This window comes from Acetobacter nitrogenifigens DSM 23921 = NBRC 105050 (genome assembly GCF_000429165.1).
GTDB lineage: Bacteria > Pseudomonadota > Alphaproteobacteria > Acetobacterales > Acetobacteraceae > Acetobacter > Acetobacter nitrogenifigens.
The window spans coordinates 136,154-161,254 of the sequence record NZ_AUBI01000005.1 but is presented as its reverse complement, the minus strand read 5'-3'; the positions used below and the strand labels follow the sequence as shown (position 1 = coordinate 161,254).

Genomic DNA, 25,101 nt, shown 5'->3' with positions numbered 1-25,101 from the left:
TTCCGTTGGCCGAAGGCAGCGCCATAAGCCCGTCCGCTGAAGCAGAAGACGCATCTCCGGCGTTGAGCGTCGTCATTGCGGTTCTCAACGAACGCGAGAACATCGCTGCGGTGTGTCAGGAACTCGCGACCGTGCGGCGCGACTTCCCGCTGTCCGAAATTATCTTCGTTGACGATGGAAGCACCGACGGCACGATCGAAGCGATTGTCGCCGCGCGTAAGATCGACGGCCTCGGCGATATTCGTATTTTGTCTCATGATCGCCGCTGCGGTAAATCTTCCGCGTTGCGCACTGGAATCCGGAGTGCGCGCGGGCGTTGGATTGCGACAATGGATGGAGACGGTCAGGACGACCCGTCTGCTATCGTGGCGCTTTATGCAGAGGCAGGCGCGGCAAAGGGACGGCCGCCGCTCGTGGTTGGCGTGCGTCCCCGGCGTAGCGACACGATCTGGCGCAAGCTGGCGACCCGCTTCGCGAACGGCCTGCGAAAGCGGCTTTTGAACGACGGGTGTCCAGACACCGGCGCGCCCATGAAGCTTTTTCTGCGTTCCGATTTTCTGGCGCTACCGCAGTTCGAGGGGCTGCATCGTTTTCTGCCCGCTCTCTTGCAATCTTATGGCGTCTCGCTGGTCTGTGTGCCGGTGCGGCATCGCTCCCGCCTGCACGGGCAGTCGAAATACAGCAATCTCGGTCGGGCGGTCGTCGGCGTGCGCGACCTGCTCGGGGTCATCTGGCTCCGTAACCGCACTCGTCTGCCTGTTTCCGTGCGGGAATGTTGAAACCGATTCTCCGATTAAATGCGGCAGCGAAATCGACTGTCGGGAAAATCGTCGCGTTGGTTTTCTGCACGTTCGTCCTGCTGTTGCCCGGTCGGTCGACCATCCCTCCCTTCGACCGCGACGAGCCACGGTATATGCAGGCGACCGCGCAGATGCTGGAGACCGGCAACTTCGTGGACGTCCGCTTTCAGGATCAGCCGCGCTATCTGCAGCCTGCGGGTATTTACTGGCTTGAAGCCGCCTCCGTCTGGCTTTCGGGAACTCTGAAACAGCGGGAGGTCTGGGCCTATCGCGTGCCGTCTCTGCTGGCGATGACCGGGGCCGTTGCGCTGACGGCGCGTATCGGGGCGATCATGTTCGGTCCGGCGGTTGGTCTGCTCGGCGGCGCGCTGCTGGCGGGCTCCGTCCTCGTCGAAGCCGAAGGCCGCATGGCGACGATTGACAGCACATTGCTGCTGGTCGTGCTGATCGTGCAGACAATGGTGCTCCGTGCGCTGATGGATCGCTCCCGGGACCGACAGACTCCACTGTGGACGGCGTTGGCTTACTGGCTGGCGCTCGGGTGCGGGCTGATGCTGAAGGGGCCGGTGGTCTTGATTCCCGGGCTGGCGACCCCGCTGGCCATGGCGGTGCTGGAGCGTGACGCTTCGGTGTGGCGGCGGTTGCGGCCGTCATGGGGCTGGCTCGCGATGCTCGCGGTCGTGGTCCCCTGGTGCGTCGCCATTGATGTGATCAGTCACGGCGAGTTCTTCGAACGCGCGGTCGGGCGGAATTTTCTGGGTAAAATCGGCCATGGGCAGGAAGCTCACGGCGCGCCGCCCGGTTTCCATCTGGCGGTTTTCGCTCTGGCTTTCTGGCCCGGGTCTCTGTTCGCAGCCATTGCGCTTCCCGTGATATGGGCGTCGCGGAAGGCGTGGCGCATTCGGTTCCTCCTGTGCTGGATCGTCCCCCATTGGCTGGTGTTCGAACTGATCGCCACGAAGCTGCCACACTATGTCATGCCGACCTATCCGGCTATCGCGATCCTGACTGCGGCGGCGCTGCATGCTGCGCCCGACAACTGGCGGGCGTGGCCTGCGCGACGGTGGACGCAAGCCCTGCTCGGTATTTACGGCGTGGTCTGGCTTCTGGTTGGCGTGGCTTTGAGCGTTGCCGGGATCGCCCTGTCGTGGTTTTTCGAAGGCCACGCGCCTCTCAGCGCCTGGATCGCCGCAGGGGGAAGCCTGCCGCTTTTGGTGGTCGCGATCAGGCAGACTGTGCTCGGCAAAGTCTGGCGCGGGGCCATCACGTCGCTTGGCGCCGCGTCAGTCGTCTATTGCGGGATTTTTCTGGGCGTCGCGCCTCATCTTGATACGATATGGCTGGCCCCGCGTCTTGCGGAACTGACCGATGAATATCGCCCATGTCCGGACACTGAAGTCGTCTCCAGCTCCTTCTCGGAACCCAGTCTTGTTTTCCTGATGCATGGTAAGGTGGAATTGCGTAGCGCCCGCGCCGGAGGCGAGATGCTGGCGCGCAACCCTTCATGCGGGCTGGTGCTCGTTTCGCGGCGAGACGAAGCACAGTTTCAGGAGGGCATAGGGGCGAGCGGCGTGAAGCCGATCGAATATGGCCGTGTCCGGGGGTTCAATTACTCCACCGGCAAATGGCTTGATATCGGACTGTTCGGCGCAAATCCGTCGTGAGCCGAGGCGTTCGGCGAGGTTGGATCATCTTCTGACCGACTAAATTTGGGGCCGAGGATAAGGAAGCCGTCATAACAGTGATCAGCAGCAATCCCGTTATCCGGGGTGAGCCGGTCCTCTACCGCGCCACGGACACAGGCTGCCCGGACCGACTGGTCGCGACGTAGCCGGGAAGGCGTTTTGCAACGCGCGCTGGAGCGCGTCTGAGGACCAGATCCCGGTGTCGGGCGTCGAGGGTTTTCCATGCCGAAATTGGCGTGTTGGCTGACGGCGGCAGGTGGTCGGGACGTCCCAGGAGCAGGGCGATTGCGACCCGTTCGGCGGGTGTGGTCATCTGCCACAGGACTTCCGGATCCAGTTTGCCGGTGATGACCAGCCGGGCTGCCTCTAACACGCGCATCGCCTGCACCTTCCTCAATTAAGGGAAAAGACGGCTCTTCCCAAGCAAATCGAATGCCGCCACCGTCAGTGCAGGATGACGGGTAAGAATTTCCAAATAGTTAAAATGAACAACTAAAACATGGCTATTAATAAATCTCGACCCGTTGCCTGTTGCTCACCTTAAACGCTCAAGCTTCGGGAAATTTCTCGGAGGCATGGATGCGCCGCACCTTGCGGGAACTGTTCGGGCGCGGACGTCGCTTCCGGGCGGATTGTCGAAACGGCAGGATAACGTCACCGAAAATTCGGCGGTCCGCCATTCCAGGTCACGACTGTGCCGGGACCGCACACCGCCCCCTGCTTGCCGCCAAATCCCCAGAGCGTTGCGGGAACCACGACATTGTTGCCCGAAAGACTAGTCTGCACGTAGCAGGCCTGTTTCGGCGCAGAGGCGTCCCATTGGTCAACCGTAATCGTCGAACCGGCGCTCATGTAGATCGAACCGGGAGGAACGCCCTCCAGCGCCTTCAAAACGATTTCGGTCGCGCCAGTATCGCGGTTTTCGATATGTCCGGTGAACGAAGTTGGGCCGGCAAGGATCATCTGCTGCGCATTGAAATCGAAGCTGACGCCCTGGAAGTCAATCTCGCATGACGCCTCCTCGTCCACGCCCGCAACGGCGTTGTTGTAGATCGTGCCGCCGACAAACGCGGAGCGTTCGCCTGAGTTATGCGTGCCGGGTTCGGCGTAGATGCCGATATTGCCTTCGCCGATGATCACGTTGACCATGTCCACGCCCCAGACGTTGTTCCCGAGCGTGATCCCGTGATTGAAGCCGACGATCCTTACGTTGAACAACGACATGCCCGCGTCGATGTTATAGTTTTGGGAGTCCGTGTAATTCATCGTGACGCCGTCGGCTGATTTGTTGCCGATCAGAGCCACGCCCTCCAGGCGATGTGCGCCGCCGCGTCCCTTTCCGACATAGCCGTCCTCCGACACGTAGAGGCACGTTCCGCTCGTCATCGTGCATTGAAAGATCGCGTCACGGATCGTCACCAGTTCGGGATCTACCTTGAGCGTGGTGGCGAGCGTCTTCGTCGCTCCCTGCAGGTCGATCACGCAGGGGCCGGAGCCAGCGTAACAGGCGTCGAGCATCCCCTGCACCGCAGCGCTGTCGTCGGCGCGGGCTGCAATCGGAAGCACGCTCGCGGCGAGAAAGGGCAGGGCAAGCAGAGCAGGCGGGCGGAAAAATCTCACCGGAACGAACTCCATCGATGTCATGTGTGAAGCAGGGCGCGAGGACAATCGGCGGCTTCCGCGGCGATCAGCGTGCGGGTCGCCGCAGTGTGCGAGGAACCAACTAAGGACGCTGCGCATCGGCGCCGCGCCCACAAGGCATACATGTCTCTGAACGCCGTTCGGTTCCATGAAATTCTTGTTTTTGGGACAAGGTGCCCCCGTCGCGTTCTGATGGCCTCGTCCTGCGGCGCGCCAACGCGCCTTTCACGGCTTGACCTGTGACTGGTCCTGCGGCCCCATGGGCGCACTGTTTCGAGAACACAGGGGGCTTTACGGATGGCGCACGCGCAGCAGTTTTATATCGACGGCGTGTGGGTGGACCCGGTCGAGCCCCGGACGCTCGACGTCATAAATCCGGCGACAGAAGAGGTCTGCGCCACCATTTCTATCGGTGGCGCGGCTGACGTTGATCGCGCGGTCAAGGCCGCCGCACGCGCTTTCGATACGTGGTCGCAATCGTCGAAAAAGGAGCGACTCGACGCGCTCGAGCGAATCCTTGCGGTGTACCTGCGCCGCATCGACGAAATGGCGGTCGCGATCTCGACCGAGATGGGCGCACCGCTGCCAATGGCGAAATCGGATCAGGCCGGGATCGGCGCGGCTCATCTGAGCGAAATGATCCGCGTGCTGCGCGCTTACGAGTTCGATCGTGTGGAAGGCGACATGCTCATCACGCACGAACCGGTCGGCGTTGCGGGCCTGATCACCCCATGGAACTGGCCGATGAACCAGATCACTTGCAAGGTCGCGCCCGCTCTGGCTGCAGGCTGCACGGTGGTTCTGAAGCCCAGCGAAGTGGCTCCGCTCAGTGCGCTGCTGTTCAGCGAGATCGTCGACGAGGCGGGATTGCCGCCCGGCGTGTATAACATGGTCAACGGCGACGGGCCGGGCGTCGGCGCCGCGCTTTCCACTCATCCTGATGTGGGCATCGTCTCCTTCACGGGCTCGACGCGCGCCGGAATCGCAGTTGCCGAAGCTGCAGCGAAGACCGTCAAACGCGTCCACCAGGAACTGGGAGGTAAATCGCCCAACATCGTTCTGCCTGACGCCGATCTCAAGGACGCGGTGCGGAAGGGCGTGCAGAGATGCTTCGGCAACTCGGGGCAGTCCTGTAACGCTCCGACGCGTCTGCTTGTCCCGGTAGAAAAAATGGACGAGGCGATGGCTGCGGCGAAGGAGGCCGCTGACGCCATCGTGGTCGGCGCCCCGGACGCCCCGGACACCATGCTCGGCCCCGTGGTCAGTGATGTGCAGTTCGGCAAGATTCAGGCGCTGATTCAGGCTGGCGTCGATGAGGGCGCAGCGCTTGTCGCGGGCGGCGTCGGCCGACCGGAAGGCCTGACGAAGGGGTATTACGTGCGGCCGACAGTCTTCGGCCGCGTTACGCCAGACATGACCATTTCCCGGGAAGAGATCTTTGGGCCGGTGCTTTCGATCATCGGTTACGACAGCGTCGAAGAAGCCGTCAGGATCGCCAATGACACGCCGTATGGGCTCGCCGCGTATATCCAGGCGGGCGAGAATCTGACGGAGGCTCGTCGAATCTCTCGTCTTCTGCGGGCGGGCAACGTCAACATCAATGGAGCACCGTGGCGGGCGAGCGCGCCCTTCGGCGGATACAAACAGTCCGGCAACGGGCGTGAATACAGCGAATACGGCCTGCATGATTTTCTGGAGATCAAGGCGGTCCTCGGGTACGCCGAGGCGTAAGCGGGTTTGCCGAACAGCCTAAAGTCTGGCGCATCGAAGCTGTTGCTGCGTCGTTGTTCTCGCGCACGGAAATGAACGGGCAAACATGACGCGTCAGGTAACCGGACGAAGCCTGCAATTCGCGCAACAACCGCTTATGCCCGCGTCGCTTTACGTCGACGCGACACAGGCCCCGCCCGCGACCGAAAGGCTGAGCGGGGAAACACGTGTAGACGTAGTGGTGATCGGGGCCGGAATTACGGGCCTGTCGGCGGCGTTGCATATCGCCGCTTCAGGCAGGCGCGTCGCAGTTCTGGATGCTGCCGAACCAGGGTGGGGAGCGTCTGGGCGGAATGGCGGTCAGGTCAATCCGGGTCTGAAGACGCTGCCTTCGGAAGTGGAGCGCGATTTTGGCCGTGAGGTCGGTCGCAGGCTCGCGGTCGCAGCATGGAATGCGCCGGATCTCGTGTTCGCTCTGATTGAACGATATCGCCTCGCGTGTGCGCCTGCGCGTGGCGGCACGATCCGCGCTGCGACCGGGCAGGCGCAGCTACCGGGGCTGGAGCGGTTGACCGACGAATGTCGAGCACGCGGCGGTGACGTCGCGTGGCTTAACGCCGCTGAAATGGCGGCTCTTACGGGGACGTCGCGATACGTCGCCGGTATGATCGATCGCCGGGGCGGGCAGATTAATCCGTTGGCCTACGCACGAGGTCTCGCAACCGCCGCCATCAGGGAAGGCGCTGCGATTTATTCCGGGTCACGCGCGACCGGATTGTCCCGCTCGGGCGGGCGCTGGCGCGTGAAGACACCGGCAGGCGCAGTCGTCGCCGGGCATGTCGTGCTCGCCACCAACGGTTATACAGATAGTCTCTGGCCGAAACTTGCAGAAAGCGTGATTCCCCTGTTCAGCGCCATTGTGGCGACCGAATCACTGCCGAAGGTTCTGGCCCAGACCATCCTTGCGCGGCGAGAGGTGTTGTACGAACTCGGCGACGTGACGATCTACTACCGCGTCGATGAAGCGGGACGGTTGCTGGTCGGTGGACGTTCAGCTTCGCGTCCGCTCTCCGGTCCCGACGAATTTCCATTTCTGCGGGACCTAGCGCTTCGCATGTGGCCGGATCTTGTTGGCGTCGAATGGACACATGGGTGGAACGGTCGATTGGCCATGACCCGAGATCATTATCCGCACTGGCATGAACCGGCGCCGGGGGTCACCGCAGCGCTTGGCTATAATGGCAGGGGCGTTGCGATGGCGACGCTGCTCGGGCGGGAGATCGCGCGCCGGATTGGCGGAACTCCGGCGCATGACATGCTTTTGCCAGCGCGCCCGATATCGCCGATTCCTTTGCATCGATTTTGGCCCGCGGGCGTGGCGGCGCGTGTTGCGTTCGGGCGGTGGAAGGACAGCCGCGCAGAACGGGGCAGGGCGTGAGCCTTAAGCGGTGGACCGTGTCGCCTCAATGCTCATCAGTTGACGCCGATCGATAGTCGAAGTTTTTATCTTTTTATTCCTAGAAGCGTCCTGCCCCGGATAGCCCCGCCTTGTCAGATCGGAAGCCGTTCCAGCAAGGTTGCGTCGTTCAGTCGGGTATTGTTGACCCGGCGCGAAACGGGCCAGCGGATCAATGCCCCCTCCGCCGGCGCGGTCATCAGCGAGGCGGCCGTTTCAGCGGGCGCTGTAAGCCACTTGGTGTAATCACGGGGTTCGATGATCACCGGCATGCGCTCATGTATCGAGTGGCCAAAATCATTTGCTGGCGTCGTAATAATTGCGAAACTGCGTAATACGTCGCCATCCCAGCCCCACATATCCCACACGCCTGCGAGCGCCATAGCCGCGCCATCCAGTCTGGCGAAAGCCCATGGCTGACGTGGCGCTTTTCCGCGCGCCCACTCGTAATAGGCGTCGGCGGGCACAAGGCAGCGCCTACTGCGGAAGGCGGCGCGAAACGTGCCGTTCTCCGCCACGGTTTCGGCGCGTGCGTTGAAAGGCTGCAAGGTCATGTCGGTGGCCCATGACGGAACCAGCCCCCATCGCATCAGCGTCAGACGACGCACGCCGCCTGCTTCAATCGCGATGACTGGGGCGGGCTGTGTCGGCGCTACATTCCATGACGGAAGCCACTCTGGCGCCGATCCTCTGGCGCCGAACAGGGCCTGTAAATTTTCCTTCGGTTGAGTGTTTGCGTAACGGCCGCACATAGGCCTGGCGATCAGCGGATCGTGGTCAGAGTCTGAATAACTTTGTCGAAAACCTGAGCCGAAAGTCTGTTCATCAACGCAACGACGTCGGCGTCGCTTGATATTGGTCCGTTGGCTGTCAGGCTTGTCTGTCCGGTGAAGGCGGGAGTGTCGCCTTTCGCGCCGATAATCGCCCAATGCGCGTCGAGAGTCGCGACGCCGGAGGCGGAGACGTCGAAGCGTGTGATGTCCAGCATAAGCCGTGAAGTCGGCGCGCTTGTCAGTGGCGTTTCGGTTACGATGAGGTCCGGTCTGGCCTGCCGAATTTTGGCGGCGAGAAGATCGGTTAATCCATTCGAAAGACGCTCAGCCCAGCGGCCGTTGGGGCTGGTTCTTACAAACTGGCCGTCACGCGTGATGATATTCTGCGTGTCGAGATAATCCGGAAGCCGGATGCGGGATATTCCCACAACGGCGGCGCTGGCGTTTGTTGAAGTTCCGGACGGGATGGCGGGTGCGTCGAGCGTGTATAGCCGCAGAGGCGCCGACGCGCACCCCTGCAACGCCGCGCAAAGCGCCGCCGCACAGAGTGTGTTTCCAAAAAACGCACGATTTTTGAAGAATCTTTTGCCGGGAAGCGTGGCGCCACGAAGAACGGAGCGTGGTGACAAGGCGGTCATTGGCGGCGTCCCATCAGCAGAAGTTGCGGGTTGCGTTCGACATCGCTTGCAAAGCCGCGCAGCGAAGCGGCGGCGGCGGCGATGTCGCGCAGTGCTGCGTCAACGTTGTCGCGCTCTGCGCCACGCGGCGCGAGCATGCCATGCACGCTCTCCAGCGTCGCTCGCGCCTGATCGGTCGCGCGTGTCGCGCTGGCCAGCGTCGTATGCAGATCGGCGCCCCGTTGTTGGATTTCGGCGTCGGACGAACGGAGCAGGTGATCGACGTTGGCGAGCGTAACGTCGAGATGGTCGCGCAGATCGGTAATGGCCTGCGTTGCGGCGTCGAGCGTCTTCTGGGACTGGTCGGAAGTTTGTCTCAGGCCGGTGACAAGCGGAGGAATATCGGTGTCGAGCTTCTCCGCCAGATCGCGAATGGAGATAACCGCCGCATTAGTGTTTGTGGCCAGTTCTTTCAGCGGAAGATCGCCGATGGTCTCCTTGATTTTCTGTATGGCCGAGAGATGCGTCGGTATTTCCGGAAGGTTCGAGACATTGGGGTGCAGTTGCTCAGGAGAACCCGGATAGAAATCGAGGTTGATGTTCGATGACCCTGTGACGAAGCTCTGGACGTTCTGCTCCGCGCGCAGGCCGTGCGCGATAACGTCCTTGAGCTGAAGCGGCTCGCCGCCAGCGTGCGACGTGTCCATCACATGGATCTGCTTCGGGTCCAGCGTGACCACTACTGGAATGTAAGCGACGCGCCCGGCCTGATCGTACTGAAGTTTTATGCTTTCGACCGCACCCACCCGCACGCCGCGAAACGTGACCGGCGCTCCCACGGAAAGCCCGCTTACGGAGTCCTGAAACACGACGACTGCGCGCTTGTTTGTCGAAAACAGTCGCATGTTTCCGAACAGAACAAGTGCGGCAAGCCCCAGAGCCACGCCGCCTATCACGAATGCGCCGACGACTGTCTGCCGCGCGATTCCTGCGTCTTTAGCCATGGGTGTTCGTGTCCTTCCTGACGGCCGGGGGAGGCGTGGGATCGGCGGAGTTTTCCCGGTGCATGAAGGCGTGCACCTGCGGGTCCTGACAGTGATCGCGCAAATCCCTTGGCGCGCCATGAGCTATCGGGATTTTTGTCTGTGCGTCGAGGAAAATCCCGTCATCCGCGATCGTGAAAAGGCTCGACAGCTCGTGGCTGACGATCACGATGGTCGCGCCCAACCCGTCGCGTAATGTCAGAATAAGATCGTCCAGACGCGCCGAGGTGATCGGATCGAGGCCCGCCGAGGGTTCGTCGAAAAACAGCACGTCAGGGTCGAGAGCCATCGCGCGGGCCAACCCGGCGCGCTTGGCCATGCCGCCGGAGATTTCAGAAGGGTAAAGATCGATGGCGTGCGACATGCCGACCAGCCCCAGTTTCAACTCCACCAGACGACGGATCATATCCTTGTCGAGCCTCGTGAACATCTCCAGCGGCAGCGAGATATTCTCGCCGACGGTCATCGAACTCCACAGGGCGCCGCTCTGGAACAGAACGCCGAAACGTCGGTTGAGCGCGGTGCGATGGCTGTCAGGGCCGGACCAGTAGTCGTCGCCGTCGACCGTATATCGGCCTGCAAGGGGACGGAGCAGTCCGATCATCGTGCGCAGGACGGTGCTTTTGCCGCATCCAGAGCCGCCCATGATCGCGAAGATCGAGCCGCGTTTCACATCCATGGAGATGTTTTTCTGGATGACTTTTGAACCGTAACCGATCGTCAGATCACGCAACGAGAGAAGCGTTTCGCTCCCCGCCTTACGTTGGACGCCGCTGTGGGTCGACGCTTCAGAGGCGACGTGAATGGTCATATGCCGATGACGTCCGCAATAACGGCGAAAATAGCGTCCAGCGCGATAACGCCGACAATGCCGGTCACCACTGCGGACGTCGCCGCCGAGCCAACATCGGCGGCGCTGCGCCCGGCCTTGAGGCCGATCCGGCAGGACGTAAGTCCGATCAGGACGGCGAAGACGATGGATTTGGCGAAGCCGAATTCGAACTGCTGGACATTCACCGCGCCGAGCATCTGATGAATGTAGCCGGTCCCCGTGACGTCGGGGAGCATCCCGGCGCAAACGACATATCCGCCGATCATCGAGACAAGGCATCCATATAGATAAAGAAGCGGCATCATCAGCATGAGCGAAAGGACCGAAGGCAACAGGATGTAAGACGAGATCGGGATGCCGAACACCCGAAGGGCGTCGATCTCCTCGTTGCCCAGCATGGTCGATATGCGGGCGGCATAGGCGCCGCCGGTGCGGCCAGCCATGATGATCGCCGTCATCACGGCCGAAAGCTCGCGGACGCAGGCGATCCCAACCAGATTGGCGACGTAGGCGTCGGCAGCGAACTTTCTCAACTGTACAGCGCCGACGAAGGCCAGAATCGCGCCAATCAGAAAATTAACGACGCTAACGATGATCAGGGCTGATGGGCCGGCGTCGAAAATATTCGCCATGAGATCGCGAAACCGCATGCCGCCATGCCCGGCCAAAGCCCGTAAAGACCCCTGCGCTGTCTGGGCTCCAAGCTCCACAACGGCCCCAACCTCATCCACCATCCCGAGCGCAGCGCCGCCCGTGACGACGAAGATATTCGGCCGCTTCGACGATGGCGGGGCGGGTTCCGTCGGCGCTGCGGGGAGGAGAGCGAAAAGGCGCGCAACCTCGACGGGCAGGGAGGATGTGTCGAACGTCAGCCCGCTTTTCGCGGCCGCCTGCTTCGTTGTCCATAAGAAAGAGACGAGCGATGAGTCCCACTGGCCGAGATCGCGAACATCCACATGCAGTGCAGGAGCGTCTCGCCCTGCGGTTACAGACGCGAAGGGCAGCGCTCGATCCGGGAGCGCCAGCACAGCGCCATCGTCGATTGTCCAGTGTCCGCGGACGACAAGAACGGCGTCGGCGCCGCTCTGTTCGACCGCCCAAGTCGGGCGCTCATCCTGCTTGTCGCCGACAAAGGCGGGGATGTGGCTCGGATCGCTGGTCATCGTCGGGGGCGACGTTAGGGCAAACCCTGAAGCTTGGCCATAGCGCGGGGAGCGTCCCGGGGCGGCATACAAAACGGGGCGCGAAGGCACTCGAGCGATCAGTTGCGTGACGCAGGGAAAGCGCGCCATGATTCTAAACAGCTATTTATATGACAGGTCTGTGATCGGCATATATGTCAAAGTTTGTCTGGATAGGGCCGCGTACAGTCACGTCGTATAGGCGGGGCGTGCGTCGTCAACTGTCCAGATCACGGACTCAGCGCTTTAGCGTCGTGCCGCTGCGGAAAAACAGTCGCGCCGAGCGTCCAGAACGAGGTCAGTCAGTTTCATGAATGCCATTGTCGTTACCGCCTTACGACGACCGTATACGTTCGTCGTCTTGTCGATAGTCATCTTGATGTTTGGCGTCATGTCGGCCCTGAAAACGCCGACAGACGTCTTCCCGAACATCAAGATACCCGCGATCGCTGTTGTGTGGACTTATGGCGGGTTGCTGCCTGAAGAGTTCGCCGGGCGTGTGATGTACAACTACGAGCAGGGCGTGACGTCCACGGTCGAAGGCATCGACCACATGGAGTCCGATTCCTACTACGGACGCGGCATCGTCAAGATCTTCTTCCAGCCGGGCACCGATATTGGTTCGGCGGAAGCGGACGTCACCGCGATCTCGCAAACGGTGCTCATGCAGTTGCCAACGCATATCCCTGCGCCGATGATCATGAAGCTCGAAGCGTCGTCCGTGCCGGTCATTTCGCTGGAGATGACGTCTGACACCATGACGCCGTCTGATCTCTTTAAGCTGGCCCAGATTCGCGTGCGTACGCTGCTGGTGACAGTGCCGGGAGCGATCGTGCCGCATCCTTACGGCGGTATGGACAGCTTCGTCATGGTGTCGCTGAACCAGAAGCAACTGCAGGCCCATCATCTGTCGGCCATGGACGTCCAGAACGTTCTGGACACTCAGAACGTGGTGCGTCCTGCCGGCGACCAGAAGATTGGGCCGACCGACTGGATGGTGCAGACGAACGCGGCGCCTCGATCGACCGATGAAATCGGCGATATTCCGGTCAAGCGCGAAGGCAACAAATTCATCTTCATCCACGACGTCGGTGAAGTGTATCGCGGCGGCCATCCGCAGACCAACTCCGTGCTGGTCAAGGGCAAGCAGGCCGTCATCATGGTCGTCATGAAGAGCGGCGAGGCTTCGACCCTTGACGTGGTCGCAGGCGTGAAGAAGCTCCTTCCTCGTATTCAGGCGACGTTGCCCGCCTCAGTGAAAATCAGCGTGCTCAGCGACGCGTCAGGGTTCGTGAAGGACTCCATTCAGGACGTGTTGAGAGAGATGGTGACCGCCGCGGCCCTGACCGGTCTCGTGGTGCTGCTGTTCCTCGGGTCCTGGCGCTCGACGGTCATCATCGCGACTTCCATCCCGCTCGCCATCCTGTGCTCGATCATTTCGCTGGGCTGGGCGGGGCAGACCATCAACGTCATGACGCTTGGCGGTCTGGCGCTCGCCGTCGGCATTCTCGTCGACGACGCGACCGTCATGATCGAAAACATCGACACCCATCTCGAAATGGGCAAGGACCTCGAAACCGCGATCATCGACGCCGCAAACCAGATCGTCATCCCGACCTTCGTGTCCACGACCTGTATCTGTATCGTGTGGTTGCCGCTCTTCGAGCTCGACGGCGTCGCCGGTTGGCTGTTCATGCCGATGGCCGAAGCCATCATCTTCGCGATGATCGCGTCGTTCATTCTGTCGCGAACGCTGGTCCCGACGATGGCGAAGTTCCTGCTCGCCGGGCACGTCCATCCGGGCGCGCATGGAGAAGAGCATGAAGCTCTTCCTCATGGTCACAACGCCTTCACGCGTTTCCAGAAGGGCTTTGAGCATCGTTTCACGAAATTCCGTAACGCGTATGGCGCTCTTCTGGAGCGTCTGGTGGCGCGGCGCGGAGCCTTCGTCGGCGTGTTCCTTGGCGTATCGATCCTGTCGCTCAGCCTTTACGCCATCGCTGGCCGTGACTTCTTCCCGGAGATCAAATCCGGTGAGTTGCAGATGCACATGCGCGCGCCTCTGGGAACGCGTATCGAAGTCGCCGGGCGTATCGCTACGCTGGTGTCCGATCGTATTCACCAGCTGCTGCCGGGGAAAGTTGATGACGTCGTCAGCAACTGCGGTCTTCCGGAAGGTCCGCATAACCAGGCCTTCATTCCGACCCCGACCGTTGGAACGCAGGACTGCGATCTGACGATCACGCTGACGAACGAGGAATCGCCCGTATGGGACTACCGGACCACTCTGCGTAAAGGGCTGCGCGCCAGCTTCCCGGGCACGGAATTCACGTTCCAGCCTGCTGATCTGACCGCGAAAATCCTGAACTTCGGATCCCCGGCTCCTATCGACATCAAGGTGTCCGGTCCGCATCTGCAGGACAGCTATAAATACGCACTGGATCTGGTCAGCCGTCTCAAGAAGGTGCCGGGCGCAGTCGACGTCTCGCTGCAGCAGACAATGTCCACCCCGACGTTGTTCGTGCAGGGCGATCGCAGCTTTGGTCTTTCGACTGGCGTCACCGCGGGTAACCTGGCTGACAACGAGCTGATGACGCTGTCCGGAAGTTCGGTGGTTGATCCGATGTATTGGTATGACCCGGAATGGGGCGTGACCTTCCTTGTGAACACATATGTGTCGCAGGATCAGCTGACGCACCTGAACGATCTGCTGACGATCCCGGTCGACAAGGGCGATGACGACCCGAGCGGCAAGAACATGCAGCTGCTGGGCGCCATGAGCCAGATCAAGGCGATGGGCACGCCGGGCGAAGTCTCGCACTACAACTCGATGGCGGCCTTCGACATCTATGTGTCCGCGGAGGCGACCGACCTTGGCACCGTTCTAGGCGGCGTGAAGCAGGTTGTCGCCGACACGGCGAAGGATGTGCCCAAAGGCGGCGCGGTTGATGTCGAAGGTCAGGCGACCACGATGCGCAGCGCATATGTTCAGCTCGTAGGCGGCCTCGTGGTGTCCATTGCGCTGATCTATCTGCTTATCGTGGTAAACTTTCAGTCCTGGGTTGATCCGTTCATCATCATCTCGGCTCTTCCTGGCGCGCTGGCTGGCATCGCTTGGAGCCTGTTCCTGACGCACACGCACCTGTCGGTGCCTGCCCTGACCGGCGCGATCATGTGCATGGGAACGGCGACGGCGAATTCGATCCTGGTCGTGTCCTACGCCCGTGAAAGGCTGGAGCTGCATGGCGAACCGCTAAAAGCCGCCGTTGAAGCCGGGTTCGGTCGTATCCGTCCGGTCATCATGACCGCGCTGGCCATGATCGTGGGCATGATCCCGATGTCGATCAGCAACTCCCAGAACGCACCGCTTGGAAAAGCGGTCATCGGAGGGCTGATCGTGGCGACGATCTCGACCCTGCTGTTCGTTCCCTGTGTTTACGCAATTGTCTATAACCGTCGCACCCGTCTCAAGGAGTCCGTATGATGGCTTCCTCCACCACTCGCTCTGTCTTTCTGGCCGGAGGTTGCGTCTTCGCACTCTATGTAGGCTGGCAGGTTTTCGACCGTTTCCATGCGGTCACGGAACTTCGCGCCGAAACAGAGAAGAACGCCGTTCCCGACGTTCAGGTCGTTAATCCGGCCCCCGGCCCAAAGACCGTCTCTCTTACGATACCGGGCACGCTCGACGCCTGGTATCAGGCCCCGCTGTATCCGCAGGCCTCCGGTTACGTGAAGATGTGGTATAAGGATTACGGCGCAGAGGTTAAGGCTGGCGATGTGCTGGCCGAGATCAACGCGCCAAGCCTTGACGCCCAGTACGCACAGGCGAAAGCTGACTTCCAGGCTGCAGAGGCGAAGTTCAATCTGGCGACCGTCAGCGCCGATCGCTGGCACAATATGGCGAAATCGCAGGCTGTCTCCGGGCAGTCCGTTTCGGTCGCTGACGCGAACCTGAAGTCAAGCCGTGCTGAAATGGAAGCGGCGCAACACAACGTCGCGCGCTTCGACGCTCTTGAGAAATTCAAGACGATCGTGGCGCCGTTCGACGGCGTAGTGACGTCGCGTGACATTAACGTGGGCGATTACGTCAGCAGCGGCGGCGGCGAGCATGGCTCGAACGGCGACGCCAGCCAGATGTTCACAGTCGCGGACATGCACAAGATGCGTCTGTTCGTATCGGTGCCTGAAGTGTTCTCCTATGTCCTGAAGCCGGGCATGACGGCGGACATGACGGTGCCGCAGTTCCCGCATCAGGTGTTCAAGGCGAACTTCCTGACCATAGCGCGTGGATATGACCCGAACACGCGCACGGCCGTCACCGAATTCACCCTCGACAACGACGACCACAAGCTGTGGCCCGGCACCTTCGCATCCGTGAAGCTGACGGCGCCGGCTGAAGGCGGCGTGTTCGAAGTGCCGACGTCGACGCTCGTGTTCCAGGAAAAGGGCATGCAAGTCGTCGTTGTGGACGCGAACAACAAGGTGCATTTTCGTAATATCGAAGTCGGACGCATGGCCGACACGACGACCGAAGTGATCAGCGGCATCCAGCCCACCGATCGCATCATCAAGAATCCGCCCGCCGATCTTCTGGACGGTGAGGAAGTTCACGTCGTCCAGCCGATGAAGGGTTATGACGGCTCTTCTGAAGAGATCGAAGGATGAGTTTTTCCGCTTTGAAGTCGACGCTGACGGGCTGCTGCCTGTTAGCGCTCGCGTCGGGCCTTTCAGGATGCGATCTCGCGCCCAAATACGAGGCCCCCAAATTTGTCGTGCCGGCAAGCTGGGGAGGGCAGGCGCCCTTCGCAGTGGCGACGCCGGCTGACACCCAGCTTCCTTCTGACTGGTGGACGCTGTTTGGCGATCCCACGCTGAATGGACTGGAAAAACAGGCGCTCAGCCAGAACGCCGACCTGCAGGCGACGGCCGAACGCTTCATTCAGGCGCGCGCTCAGGTGATGAATGCGCGCTCCGATCTGCTTCCGCATTTCGGTCTCGCCTTCGGCGCTTCCGACAACAAGCAGTCAGCGGATCGCCTGTTCCGCTACAAGGGCGCTATCACGCAAACCGATGAATATTACAGCGGGCTTGCGTCGTGGGAGCCTGACTTCTGGTCCGAAATCCGCAACCGCGTACGCATGAGCAAGGCGGCGGCGCAGGGCAAGGCCGCAGATTTTGCAGCCGCTCGCCTGAGCACCGAAGCGGAGCTTGCGAGCGACTATATCGCGCTGCGCGGTTATGACGCGCAGGACGCGATCTACAAGCAGTCGATCGCATATTATCAGCGCGCCGTGGATATGACGAAGACGCAGCTGGACAATCAGGCGGCGCCCCGTCTCGATCTCGCCCGTGCGCAGAACCGTCTTTACGTGACGCAGGCGCAGGAACTGGATCTTCAGGCCCGACGGCAGGTGACGGAGCACGCGATCGCCATTCTGGTGAACGTCGCCCCGAGTGCTTTCCACATCGCGCCGCTGCAGGACTTCCGCTTTCCGATCGTGAACGTGCCCGTTGGCGTGCCGTCCGAACTGCTGCAGCGCCGGCCGGACATTGCTTCGGCCGAGCGTGAGATGGCGGGCGCAAATCGCCAGATCGGCGTGGCGCGCGCGGCGTTCTATCCGCATATCTCCCTGAATGCGCTGGGTGGTTTCGACGCCAACGGCTTCACGCTGGCGAATCTCGCCAACAGTATGTGGTCGTATGGAGCGTCGGCGTCGTTGCCGTTGTTCGAAGGCGGTATGCGACGTGCTGAGCTGCAACACTCGTGGTCGGACTACCGAGAGACGCGCGACAAGTATCGCTCCACTGTTCTCTCCGCCTTCCGCGAAGTGCAGGACGGTCTTTCAAAAACCGTGCTTCTTCGCCAGGAAAATGAGCGCCTGAAGAAAGCGGTCGACACCGCCATGCAGATGCAGGACATGACGATGACCCTCTACAAGGGTGGGCTGTCGCCATATCTTGACGCCATCGTGGCGCAGGAAGCGGCGCTGGATGCGCGCATATCGCAGGTTCAGGTGGACATGCAGTCCGTGCAGGCGACGGTCGGCCTGATCCGCGCCGTAGGCGGCGGATGGAGCGACAAGCTGCTGCCGACGCCTGACCAGACGATGACGTTCGACATCTTGCAGTACGACAAGGTCGATCATCCGGAGCCCGCTGGCGGGATTGACGTGCCGCATGACACGACGGGATCGGAAAATCTGGTGACCGGCGGCGCCATCGGCCCGCAACCGCAGGCGCACTGATGAGACATAAGGCGAGGTGTGGTAACGTATTGGCCGCATTCTCGCCTTATTCTCGTTTTCTTCTCATATCGACCGCAGCTCCGTCCCGACGGTTCGCGTAACGGTCGGTGGTTGACGGAAGGAAGCATGATGGATCGTCGTTGGAGCAGGCCGTTGTCTTGCGCGGCGATGACCATTCTGCTCGGCGTCGCAGCCTGTAGCAGTTCCAGACCGGGCGGTTCGCCCAGTCAGTGGGGGCAGGGGAATTATACTCCGCCCGGCCCGTCCAGCGACCCCTGGGGGCCTTACATCCGGGAGGCCGCGAGTCGATTCTCCGTGCCCGAGGCCTGGATACGGGCTGTGATGAATCAGGAATCCGGCGGCCATCAATACATGAACGGGGAGCTGACGCAGTCCGGCGCGGGCGCCATGGGACTGATGCAGTTGATGCCCGCGACCTGGTCCGACCTTGCGGCCAATAATGGTCTGGGCGATGACCCGTTCGATCCTCACGACAATATTTTGGCTGGCGCCGCCTATATACGGCAGATGTACGACCGATTTGGCTCCCCCGGCTTTCTCGCCGCCTATAACGCCGGTCCGGGGCGCGTTGAGCAATATCTGCAGAACGGCGGGTCTCTGCCGGACGAAACGGTCAATTACGTGGCTTCGATCTCTCCCCATCTGGGCGACGCCACGCCGACCGAAGCAGGTCCGGATTCCTATTCGGCTCCGGTTCAGGTCGCCAGCGCTGCGCCCACGCGTGTCACGGCGCCTGCGCCGACGACGCCGGTCGGGGATCTTTCCCGGACTGCAGACGGCTGCCTGCGTAACCCTGACGCGGCCTATGACCCGAGCGGCTGTCTTATGGATCGCGACACGCCGCATCCGGATCCGGTCCCGGCGGCGGAGCCCGCTTACGTCGCTCCCGCCTACGCTTCAGCGTCCATGCCTGCGCCGACTCCCGTGGCGACGCAGGCTCTGCCGGTTGAACTCGCCAGCTATGTTGAGCCGTCGTCGGCGCGACCCCGCGCTGTCGCGCAACCTCATTATCTCCCTGCGGCTCCGGTCGTCGCCTATTCAGGCGGGCAATGGGCGGTGCAGGTTGGCGCGTTCTCGTCCGATTCCGAGGCGCGTCAGGCGCTTCGTCATGCGCAGGCTATTATCGGCGGGGCGTCCGGCAGGCTGGCTTCGATTGTGACGAGGGCCCCGTCGGCGTCCCGCTCGCTCTATCGTGCGCGTCTGACAGGGTTCGCGGCGTCGGACGCCACGGCGGCGTGTCGCGTGTTGCACACGCATTCAGTGGCGTGTTTCACGGTTCCCGTCTCGACCTGAATCTGCTCTTCGTAAGGCGGAGAGCAGGAATCAGTCGGTGGGAGAGCATTGTCGCCCGTCCCGGCCTCGGCTAGACCCGCGCCTTTCGAATATCCCCGCGCACAGGCGCGGTGAAGCGGCGAGGGTGAGGAATATGGCGCGCAACCGGGTCCGGAAAGGGCGTCCGCTCGACGGCTGGCTGGTGATCGACAAGCCGACGGATCTGACTTCGACGGCGGTTGTCGCCATCGTCAAACGTGCGTTCAACGCGCAGAAAGTCGGGCATGGCGGCACGCTCGACCCCTTGGCGACCGGACTCCTGCCGATCGCGCTGGGGGCTGCGACGAAAACCGTTCCGTACATCATGGACGGCACGAAGCGGTATCACTTCACGCTCCGGCTTGGCGAAGCCCGCGATAGCGACGACGCCGACGGCGAAGTGACGGCTACGTCCGACGTGCGCCCCACTGACGACGAGCTCCGCGAGGCGACGAAGGGCCTGACCGGCGACATCATGCAGGTGCCCCCGGTTTTCTCCGCTCTGAAAGTTGCGGGGGAACGCGCCTACGACATGGCCCGCGACGGTCGTCCGCCGGAGTTGCCTCCTCGTCCCGCACGCGTCGATCGTTTCGAACTGATCGACCGGCCCGACGCGGATCACGCCGTATTCGAAGTCGAATCCGGCAAAGGCGTCTATATGCGCTCCCTTGCGCGAGACGTCGCCCTAGCGTGCGGAACCGTAGGACATATCGCAGCCCTGCGCCGCCTTCGGGTTGGCCCGTTCACAGAGGTTGATGCGATTTCTCTGGACAAACTCGTCGCGAGCGCCGAAGAAGCGCCTGCCTCACCGGAGCTGCTGCGTCCGGTCGCGACCGCGCTGGCCGACATCCCGGCGCTGGCCCTGACCTCCGACGAAGCGGCTCTTCTGTTGCATGGACAGGCGCTCGGGCTCCTGAACCTCATGGGACGTATCCCTGAGACTGGCCCCGACGCAGTCGTGCGCGCGATGGACGGTGAGCGCGTGCTTGGGTTGTGCCGCCTCGAAGAAGGATGGCTGCAGCCCGTGCGCCTACTTTAACTTCTGTTCTGGAGACGATGATGTCGATTACGGCTGAGCGCCGCACGGCGCTGATTGAAGAATACCGCACGAACGCGACCGACACGGGATCGCCTGAGGTTCAGGTCGCGATCCTGACGGAGCGCATCAACAACCTGACCGAGCACCTGAAGACGCACGCGAAGGACTTCCACTCCCGCCGTGGCTTGCTGGTCATGGTCGGCAACCGTCGCAGCCTTCTCGATTACCTGAAGCGCAAGAGCCAGGGCCGTTACGAGACGCTGATCGGTCGCCTCGGCCTCCGTCGCTGACGGCTGGCCGGGTCGGGATCGCAGAGCGCCGCCGATGTCCGCGCGCTCTGTGTTTCCCCGGCCCGGCTATTCCTGTATGGCTATGCGCCGAGGCCCCGAAGACGGGTTCCTCGGTTTTTTATCATCCGGCGACAGGGCCGGAGCCAACATACGCCTCACCCCGGTAGTCTGAAGGTTACCCGGCATGCTGCGGCGTTTCAGGCCACATGGCGCTCTGACAATCCTCTCCGTCAGCCACCATGCCGTCCGAGACGCTGTCCCGACAGCCGGAAACCAAACATGGCGCAGGTCGAGCCTCAGGCAGGCTGGCGCCGCTGGACGATCCGGGACTGAGGCAGTCACAGTCCGAAGGGCCTGACAAAGCATGTTCAATTATTTCCGCAAAGAAATCGAATGGGGCGGCCGGCCCCTTATCCTCGAAACCGGCAAGATCGCGCGTCAGGCTGACGGCGCCGTCGTCGCCACCTACGGCGACACCATCGTGCTCTGCACCGCCGTCGGCGCGAAGAGCGTGAAGGCCGGGCAGGATTTCTTCCCGCTGACCGTCAATTATCAGGAAAAGGCCTACGCGGCTGGCAAGATTCCTGGCGGCTTCTTCAAGCGCGAAGGTCGTCCCAGCGAGATCGAGACGCTGAATTCGCGCCTGATCGACCGTCCGATCCGTCCGCTGTTCCCGGAAGGGTTCCTTAACGAGGTCCAGATCATCACGACGGTTCTCTCCCACGATATGGAGAACGATCCGGCGATCCCGGCGCTGATCGGCGCTTCGGCTGCCCTGACGCTGTCCGGGATCCCCTTCTTCGGCCCGGTCGCGGCCTGCCGCGTCGGTTATGTGGACGGCGAATACGTCCTGAACCCGACGATCGAAGAGACCAAGGGCAGCGAGCTTGATCTCGTCGTCGCAGGCACGTCGGAAGGCGTGCTGATGGTCGAATCCGAAGCGAACGAACTGTCCGAAGCGACGATGCTCGGCGCCGTGACCTTCGGTCATCAGGCGTTCCAGCCGGTCATCGACGCGATCATCTCTCTGGCGGAACACGCTGCGAAGGCTCCGTGGGACATGCCGGAGCCGTCCAAGGAAGCCATCGCTCTTCGCAAGAAGGTCGACACCCTTGGCCGCAAGCTGCTGACCGCCGCCTACAAGGAGAAGGTCAAGCAGGCGCGCTACGAGAAGATCGCCGCCGCGAAGAAGACAGTCATCGAGAAGCTCGTCGCCGCCGATCTGAACGCCGACGCCGCGAAGCCGATGCTGAAGGATCTGGAGGCTTCCATCGTGCGCGGTTCGGTGCTGAGCACCGGCCTGCGCATTGACGGCCGCGACCTGAAGACCGTGCGTCCGATCGTGTCGGAAGTCGGCATCCTGCCGCGCGCTCATGGTTCGTCGCTCTTCACCCGTGGCGAGACGCAGGCGCTTGTCGTCGCAACCCTCGGCACCGGTCAGGACGAGCAGGTGATCGACGCGCTCGAAGGCGAATACCGCACGAACTTCATGCTGCACTACAACTTCCCTCCGTATTCGGTGGGCGAGTGCGGCCGCACGGGTTCGCCGGGCCGTCGTGAGATCGGTCATGGCAAGCTGGCCTGGCGTGCGGTTCACCCGTTGCTGCCGACGAAGACCGAATTCCCCTACACGATGCGCGTGGTTTCCGAGATCACGGAAAGCAACGGCTCGTCCTCGATGGCGACCGTCTGCGGCACGTCTCTGGCGCTGATGGACGCGGGCGTTCCGCTGAAGCGTCCCGTGGCGGGCATCGCCATGGGCCTGATCAAGGAAGACGAGGGCTTCGCGGTTCTGTCGGATATCCTTGGCGACGAGGATCACCTCGGCGACATGGATTTCAAGGTCGCAGGCACAGAGAAGGGCGTGACCGCTCTTCAGATGGACATCAAGATCACGTCCATCACGCCTGAGATCATGGAAATCGCGCTCGATCAGGCGCGCGGCGGCCGCCTGCACATCCTTGGCGAAATGGCCAAGGCGCTGACCGAAGGCCGGACGGACGTGTCCTCCACGGCGCCGAAGATCACCACGATGAGCGTGCCGAAAGAGAAGATCCGCGACGTGATCGGCTCCGGCGGCAAGGTCATCCGCGAGATCGTCGAATATTCCGGCGCGAAGGTCGATATCGGCGACGACGGCACGATCACCATCGCGGCGATGTCCGACGAGCAGGCGCAGAAGGCGATCAACCGCATCAACGGCATTGTCGCTGAGCCGGAAATCGGTCGCATCTACGACGGCAAGGTCGTGAAGACCGCCGATTTCGGCGCCTTTGTGAACTTCCTCGGCGCGAAAGACGGTCTGGTTCATATCTCCGAACTGGCGCAGGGCCGCGTGGCGCGCACGACGGATGTCGTGAAGCAGGGCGACGCCGTGAAGGTGAAGGTCGTCGGTTTTGACGATCGTGGCAAAGTAAAGCTGTCCATGCGGGTTGTGGATCAGGCCACGGGCGCCGACATCAGTGCAGAGGTCGGTGATCGGCCTGCGCGCGCGCCTCGCCGCGAAGACTGAGCGGAGTCCAGTCTCCGGTGTAGGGCGGGCGTTGTGACGAAGCGTCGCAGCGCCCGCTTGCGTATAGCGTTGCGGCGGAAGGCGCGTTAAAGACGCCGCGAGCTTCAATTGTGCAAGAATAACGACAGGGCGGCCATGAAGGCGATCAATGCGGTTCGAGTTGGAGGCGTCGATGTTTTGCCGCTGGTGGAAGGCGGCAAAGGCGTTTCCGTGTCGACCGGCCTTTCAGCGGGAAGCTGGGCGGCGGCTGGCGGCGTCGGAACCGTCTCGCTCGTCAACGCTGACAGCTACGACGAGGACGGTCAGCCCGTTCAGCAAATCTATCGTGGCCGGACACGGCGCGAGCGGCACGAGGAACTGATTGACTACGCCATTCGCGGCGGTATCGCCCAGGCGCAGATTGCGCATGAGCAGTCGTCCGGAAAAGGGCGTGTCCACGCCAACATCCTGTGGGAAATGGGCGGCGCCGAGCGTGTTATCGCTGGCGTTCTGGAGGGCGCGAAGGGGCTGATTCATGGCCTGACATGTGGCGCTGGCATGCCGTATCGCCTGTCCGACATCGCGGCCCGTTTCGGCGTCCATTATTACCCGATCGTCTCCTCCGCACGCGCGTTCAGCGCGCTGTGGAAGCGGGCGTATAACAAGACGGCGCATTTGCTCGGCGGCGTCGTCTACGAGGATCCGTGGCGCGCGGGTGGTCACAACGGTCTGTCCAACACCGAAAACCCTCTCAACCCGGAAGACCCGTATCCGCGGGTCGTAGCTCTGCGAAAGCTGATGCGCGAGTTCGGATTGGGCGATACGCCAATCATCATGGCTGGCGGCGTCTGGTGGCTGGAAGAATGGCAGGACTGGATCGACAACCCGGAACTCGGGCCGATCATCTTCCAGTTCGGCACGCGGCCGCTGCTGACCAAGGAAAGCCCCATTCCGGAAGCCTGGAAGCAGCGTCTGCTGACGCTGAAGGAAGGGGATGTGTTCCTCAACCGCTTCTCGCCCACAGGCTTCTACTCTTCCGCCGTGAACAACAGCTTCCTGCAGGAACTGCGTGAGCGGTCGGAGCGGCAGGTGGCGTTTTCGCCGGAGCCGGTTGGCGAGCACGTCGCCGCATATGGCGTTGGCGCCCGCAAGCGTCTGGTCTTCGTCACGCCTACAGACCTGGAGCATATCCACGCCTGGGAGGCTCAGGGCTTCACCGAGGCCATGCGGACGCCCGATTCAACGCTGATCTTCGTCACGCCGGAGCGGGGCCGGGAAATCGTCACCGATCAGGTCGACTGCATGGGTTGTCTTTCGGAGTGCCGGTTTTCCAACTGGAGCCAGCGTGAGCCGGAGTTCAGCAACGGCCGCAAGGCCGACCCGCGCTCCTTCTGCATCCAGAAAACGCTCCAGACCATCGCGCATGCGCATGGTCCTGATCAGGAACTGGTGGCTGACAACAACCTTATGTTCGGCGGCACCAGCGCATGGCGCTTCGGGACAGACCCTTTCTACTCGAACGGCTTCGTCCCCACGGTCAAGCAGCTGGTCGAGCGGATCATGACGGGTCGCTGAACGACGGAAACCGGAAAAGCTCGCCGCGGAACGCGGCGAGCCGGACGCCCCCTCAGCCTTCGCCCTCTTTCAGCCTGTAATGGCTCTGAAGAAATGACCTGTCGTCACATGATCTGGCGCAGCGGGGCGTAGATTTTCTTCGTTGAAAATCAAAAATTTTCTGCCTGCCGACGTTAACGCAGCGATCTGTGCTGGGCGAAATTTTGTTCTCTAGCCAAAAAATACCAAATTCTCAGCGCGTGACGGCTACCCGGCATGCGGCGAGCGCATCTGTGTCAAATGCTTCAATTCGCAGGTAGAGTGAGGACTTTCCTCGATGCATTGGGTATCGCGAGAGAGCCCGCAACAAAGGCATGCTCTGCTAAAACGCTATCCGACCAATGCGCCGCTT

The 25,101-nt window shown here is 61.9% G+C and carries 19 protein-coding genes; 12 read left to right on the top strand and 7 right to left on the bottom strand.

Features of this window, described 5'->3' with window-relative positions; genetic code table 11:
* Window positions 1-5: 5 nt before the first annotated feature.
* Window positions 6-779 carry a glycosyltransferase family 2 protein gene (locus tag G442_RS0109250; protein ID WP_051292140.1) on the top strand — a complete coding sequence of 258 codons (774 nt, stop codon included), beginning with the start codon at window positions 6-8 and terminating at the stop codon, window positions 777-779.
* A complete protein-coding gene (locus G442_RS0109245) occupies window positions 773-2,464 on the top strand; it encodes an ArnT family glycosyltransferase (RefSeq protein WP_051292139.1) in 1,692 nt (563 codons plus the stop codon). The genes G442_RS0109250 and G442_RS0109245 overlap by 7 nt, the downstream gene beginning before the upstream one ends.
* 118 nt (window positions 2,465-2,582) lie before the next feature.
* Here the strand turns inward: G442_RS0109245 and G442_RS0109240 are convergent, their stop codons facing one another.
* Together G442_RS0109240 and G442_RS25750 are read right to left on the bottom strand one after the other, a co-directional pair.
* Window positions 2,583-2,864, bottom strand: coding sequence for a hypothetical protein (locus G442_RS0109240; RefSeq protein ID WP_026397776.1), 282 nt, complete (start codon window positions 2,862-2,864; stop codon window positions 2,583-2,585).
* Between the two features lie 275 nt (window positions 2,865-3,139).
* The gene (locus G442_RS25750; protein WP_146882216.1) at window positions 3,140-4,105 is read right to left on the bottom strand and encodes a hypothetical protein; all 966 of its coding nucleotides are present in this window, start codon (window positions 4,103-4,105) and stop codon (window positions 3,140-3,142) included.
* Between the two features lie 318 nt (window positions 4,106-4,423).
* Between G442_RS25750 and G442_RS0109230 the strand changes: the two genes are divergently transcribed.
* Together G442_RS0109230 and G442_RS0109225 are read left to right on the top strand one after the other, a co-directional pair.
* Window positions 4,424-5,857, top strand: coding sequence for an aldehyde dehydrogenase family protein (locus G442_RS0109230; RefSeq protein ID WP_026397774.1), 1,434 nt, complete (start codon window positions 4,424-4,426; stop codon window positions 5,855-5,857).
* 85 nt (window positions 5,858-5,942) lie between these two features.
* Window positions 5,943-7,274 (top strand): NAD(P)/FAD-dependent oxidoreductase, encoded by a 1,332-nt coding sequence (locus G442_RS0109225; protein ID WP_246789385.1) that lies wholly within the window; start codon window positions 5,943-5,945, stop codon window positions 7,272-7,274.
* 113 nt (window positions 7,275-7,387) lie between these two features.
* Here G442_RS0109225 and G442_RS0109220 read toward each other — a convergent pair whose 3' ends face one another.
* The 5 genes from G442_RS0109220 to G442_RS0109200 are packed head-to-tail and all read right to left on the bottom strand — an operon-like array spanning window position 7,388 to window position 11,720.
* Complete coding sequence (locus G442_RS0109220) at window positions 7,388-8,044, bottom strand: SOS response-associated peptidase (RefSeq protein ID WP_026397772.1); 657 nt, start codon at window positions 8,042-8,044, stop codon at window positions 7,388-7,390.
* Window positions 8,045-8,055: 11 nt separating this feature from the next.
* On the bottom strand, window positions 8,056-8,703 hold the full coding sequence (locus G442_RS0109215; protein ID WP_051292138.1) for a PqiC family protein: 648 nt from the start codon (window positions 8,701-8,703) through the stop codon (window positions 8,056-8,058).
* Complete coding sequence (locus G442_RS0109210; RefSeq protein WP_035376404.1) at window positions 8,700-9,686, bottom strand: MlaD family protein; 987 nt, start codon at window positions 9,684-9,686, stop codon at window positions 8,700-8,702. The genes G442_RS0109215 and G442_RS0109210 overlap by 4 nt, the downstream gene beginning before the upstream one ends.
* Window positions 9,679-10,536 carry an ABC transporter ATP-binding protein gene (locus tag G442_RS21585; protein ID WP_084440468.1) on the bottom strand — a complete coding sequence of 286 codons (858 nt, stop codon included), beginning with the start codon at window positions 10,534-10,536 and terminating at the stop codon, window positions 9,679-9,681. Before G442_RS21585 ends, G442_RS0109210 begins: the two co-directional genes overlap by 8 nt.
* Window positions 10,533-11,720, bottom strand: coding sequence for an ABC transporter permease (locus G442_RS0109200; protein ID WP_051292137.1), 1,188 nt, complete (start codon window positions 11,718-11,720; stop codon window positions 10,533-10,535). Before G442_RS0109200 ends, G442_RS21585 begins: the two co-directional genes overlap by 4 nt.
* Before the next feature lie 328 nt (window positions 11,721-12,048).
* Between G442_RS0109200 and G442_RS0109195 the strand changes: the two genes are divergently transcribed.
* The 8 genes from G442_RS0109195 to G442_RS0109160 all read left to right on the top strand — a co-directional run bounded on the left by G442_RS0109195 (window position 12,049) and on the right by G442_RS0109160 (window position 24,710).
* Window positions 12,049-15,222 (top strand): efflux RND transporter permease subunit, encoded by a 3,174-nt coding sequence (locus G442_RS0109195; RefSeq protein WP_026397768.1) that lies wholly within the window; start codon window positions 12,049-12,051, stop codon window positions 15,220-15,222.
* Complete coding sequence (locus G442_RS0109190) at window positions 15,219-16,403, top strand: efflux RND transporter periplasmic adaptor subunit (protein WP_371863396.1); 1,185 nt, start codon at window positions 15,219-15,221, stop codon at window positions 16,401-16,403. Before G442_RS0109195 ends, G442_RS0109190 begins: the two co-directional genes overlap by 4 nt.
* Window positions 16,400-17,983 carry an efflux transporter outer membrane subunit gene (locus tag G442_RS0109185; protein ID WP_026397766.1) on the top strand — a complete coding sequence of 528 codons (1,584 nt, stop codon included), beginning with the start codon at window positions 16,400-16,402 and terminating at the stop codon, window positions 17,981-17,983. Before G442_RS0109190 ends, G442_RS0109185 begins: the two co-directional genes overlap by 4 nt.
* 126 nt (window positions 17,984-18,109) lie before the next feature.
* Entirely contained in the window at window positions 18,110-19,297 is a 1,188-nt protein-coding gene (locus G442_RS0109180) for a lytic transglycosylase domain-containing protein (protein WP_246789384.1), read from the top strand.
* Window positions 19,298-19,430: 133 nt separating this feature from the next.
* Window positions 19,431-20,354: a tRNA pseudouridine(55) synthase TruB gene (gene truB, locus G442_RS0109175; RefSeq protein WP_026397764.1), complete on the top strand. Its 924-nt coding sequence runs from the start codon at window positions 19,431-19,433 to the stop codon at window positions 20,352-20,354.
* Window positions 20,355-20,374: 20 nt separating this feature from the next.
* Window positions 20,375-20,644: a 30S ribosomal protein S15 gene (gene rpsO / locus G442_RS0109170; protein WP_026397763.1), complete on the top strand. Its 270-nt coding sequence runs from the start codon at window positions 20,375-20,377 to the stop codon at window positions 20,642-20,644.
* Window positions 20,645-21,008: 364 nt separating this feature from the next.
* Window positions 21,009-23,156 (top strand): polyribonucleotide nucleotidyltransferase, encoded by a 2,148-nt coding sequence (gene pnp / locus G442_RS0109165; RefSeq protein WP_026397762.1) that lies wholly within the window; start codon window positions 21,009-21,011, stop codon window positions 23,154-23,156.
* Between the two features lie 135 nt (window positions 23,157-23,291).
* Window positions 23,292-24,710 (top strand): NAD(P)H-dependent flavin oxidoreductase, encoded by a 1,419-nt coding sequence (locus G442_RS0109160; RefSeq protein ID WP_026397761.1) that lies wholly within the window; start codon window positions 23,292-23,294, stop codon window positions 24,708-24,710.
* Window positions 24,711-25,101 lie beyond the last annotated feature (391 nt).

Coding starts and splice junctions, on each gene's coding strand:
- truB (WP_026397764.1), top strand. CDS start 19,431: ATGGCGCGCAACCGGGTCCGGAAAGGGCGTCCGCTCGACGGCTGGCTG.
- G442_RS0109180 (WP_246789384.1), top strand. CDS start 18,110: ATGATGGATCGTCGTTGGAGCAGGCCGTTGTCTTGCGCGGCGATGACC.
- G442_RS0109215 (WP_051292138.1), bottom strand. CDS start 8,703: ATGACCGCCTTGTCACCACGCTCCGTTCTTCGTGGCGCCACGCTTCCC.
- G442_RS0109245 (WP_051292139.1), top strand. CDS start 773: ATGTTGAAACCGATTCTCCGATTAAATGCGGCAGCGAAATCGACTGTC.
- G442_RS0109210 (WP_035376404.1), bottom strand. CDS start 9,686: ATGGCTAAAGACGCAGGAATCGCGCGGCAGACAGTCGTCGGCGCATTC.
- G442_RS0109190 (WP_371863396.1), top strand. CDS start 15,219: ATGATGGCTTCCTCCACCACTCGCTCTGTCTTTCTGGCCGGAGGTTGC.
- G442_RS0109195 (WP_026397768.1), top strand. CDS start 12,049: ATGAATGCCATTGTCGTTACCGCCTTACGACGACCGTATACGTTCGTC.
- pnp (WP_026397762.1), top strand. CDS start 21,009: ATGTTCAATTATTTCCGCAAAGAAATCGAATGGGGCGGCCGGCCCCTT.
- G442_RS0109200 (WP_051292137.1), bottom strand. CDS start 11,720: ATGACCAGCGATCCGAGCCACATCCCCGCCTTTGTCGGCGACAAGCAG.
- G442_RS0109225 (WP_246789385.1), top strand. CDS start 5,943: ATGACGCGTCAGGTAACCGGACGAAGCCTGCAATTCGCGCAACAACCG.
- G442_RS0109230 (WP_026397774.1), top strand. CDS start 4,424: ATGGCGCACGCGCAGCAGTTTTATATCGACGGCGTGTGGGTGGACCCG.
- G442_RS0109160 (WP_026397761.1), top strand. CDS start 23,292: ATGAAGGCGATCAATGCGGTTCGAGTTGGAGGCGTCGATGTTTTGCCG.
- G442_RS0109240 (WP_026397776.1), bottom strand. CDS start 2,864: ATGCGCGTGTTAGAGGCAGCCCGGCTGGTCATCACCGGCAAACTGGAT.
- G442_RS21585 (WP_084440468.1), bottom strand. CDS start 10,536: ATGACCATTCACGTCGCCTCTGAAGCGTCGACCCACAGCGGCGTCCAA.
- G442_RS0109185 (WP_026397766.1), top strand. CDS start 16,400: ATGAGTTTTTCCGCTTTGAAGTCGACGCTGACGGGCTGCTGCCTGTTA.
- rpsO (WP_026397763.1), top strand. CDS start 20,375: ATGTCGATTACGGCTGAGCGCCGCACGGCGCTGATTGAAGAATACCGC.
- G442_RS0109220 (WP_026397772.1), bottom strand. CDS start 8,044: ATGTGCGGCCGTTACGCAAACACTCAACCGAAGGAAAATTTACAGGCC.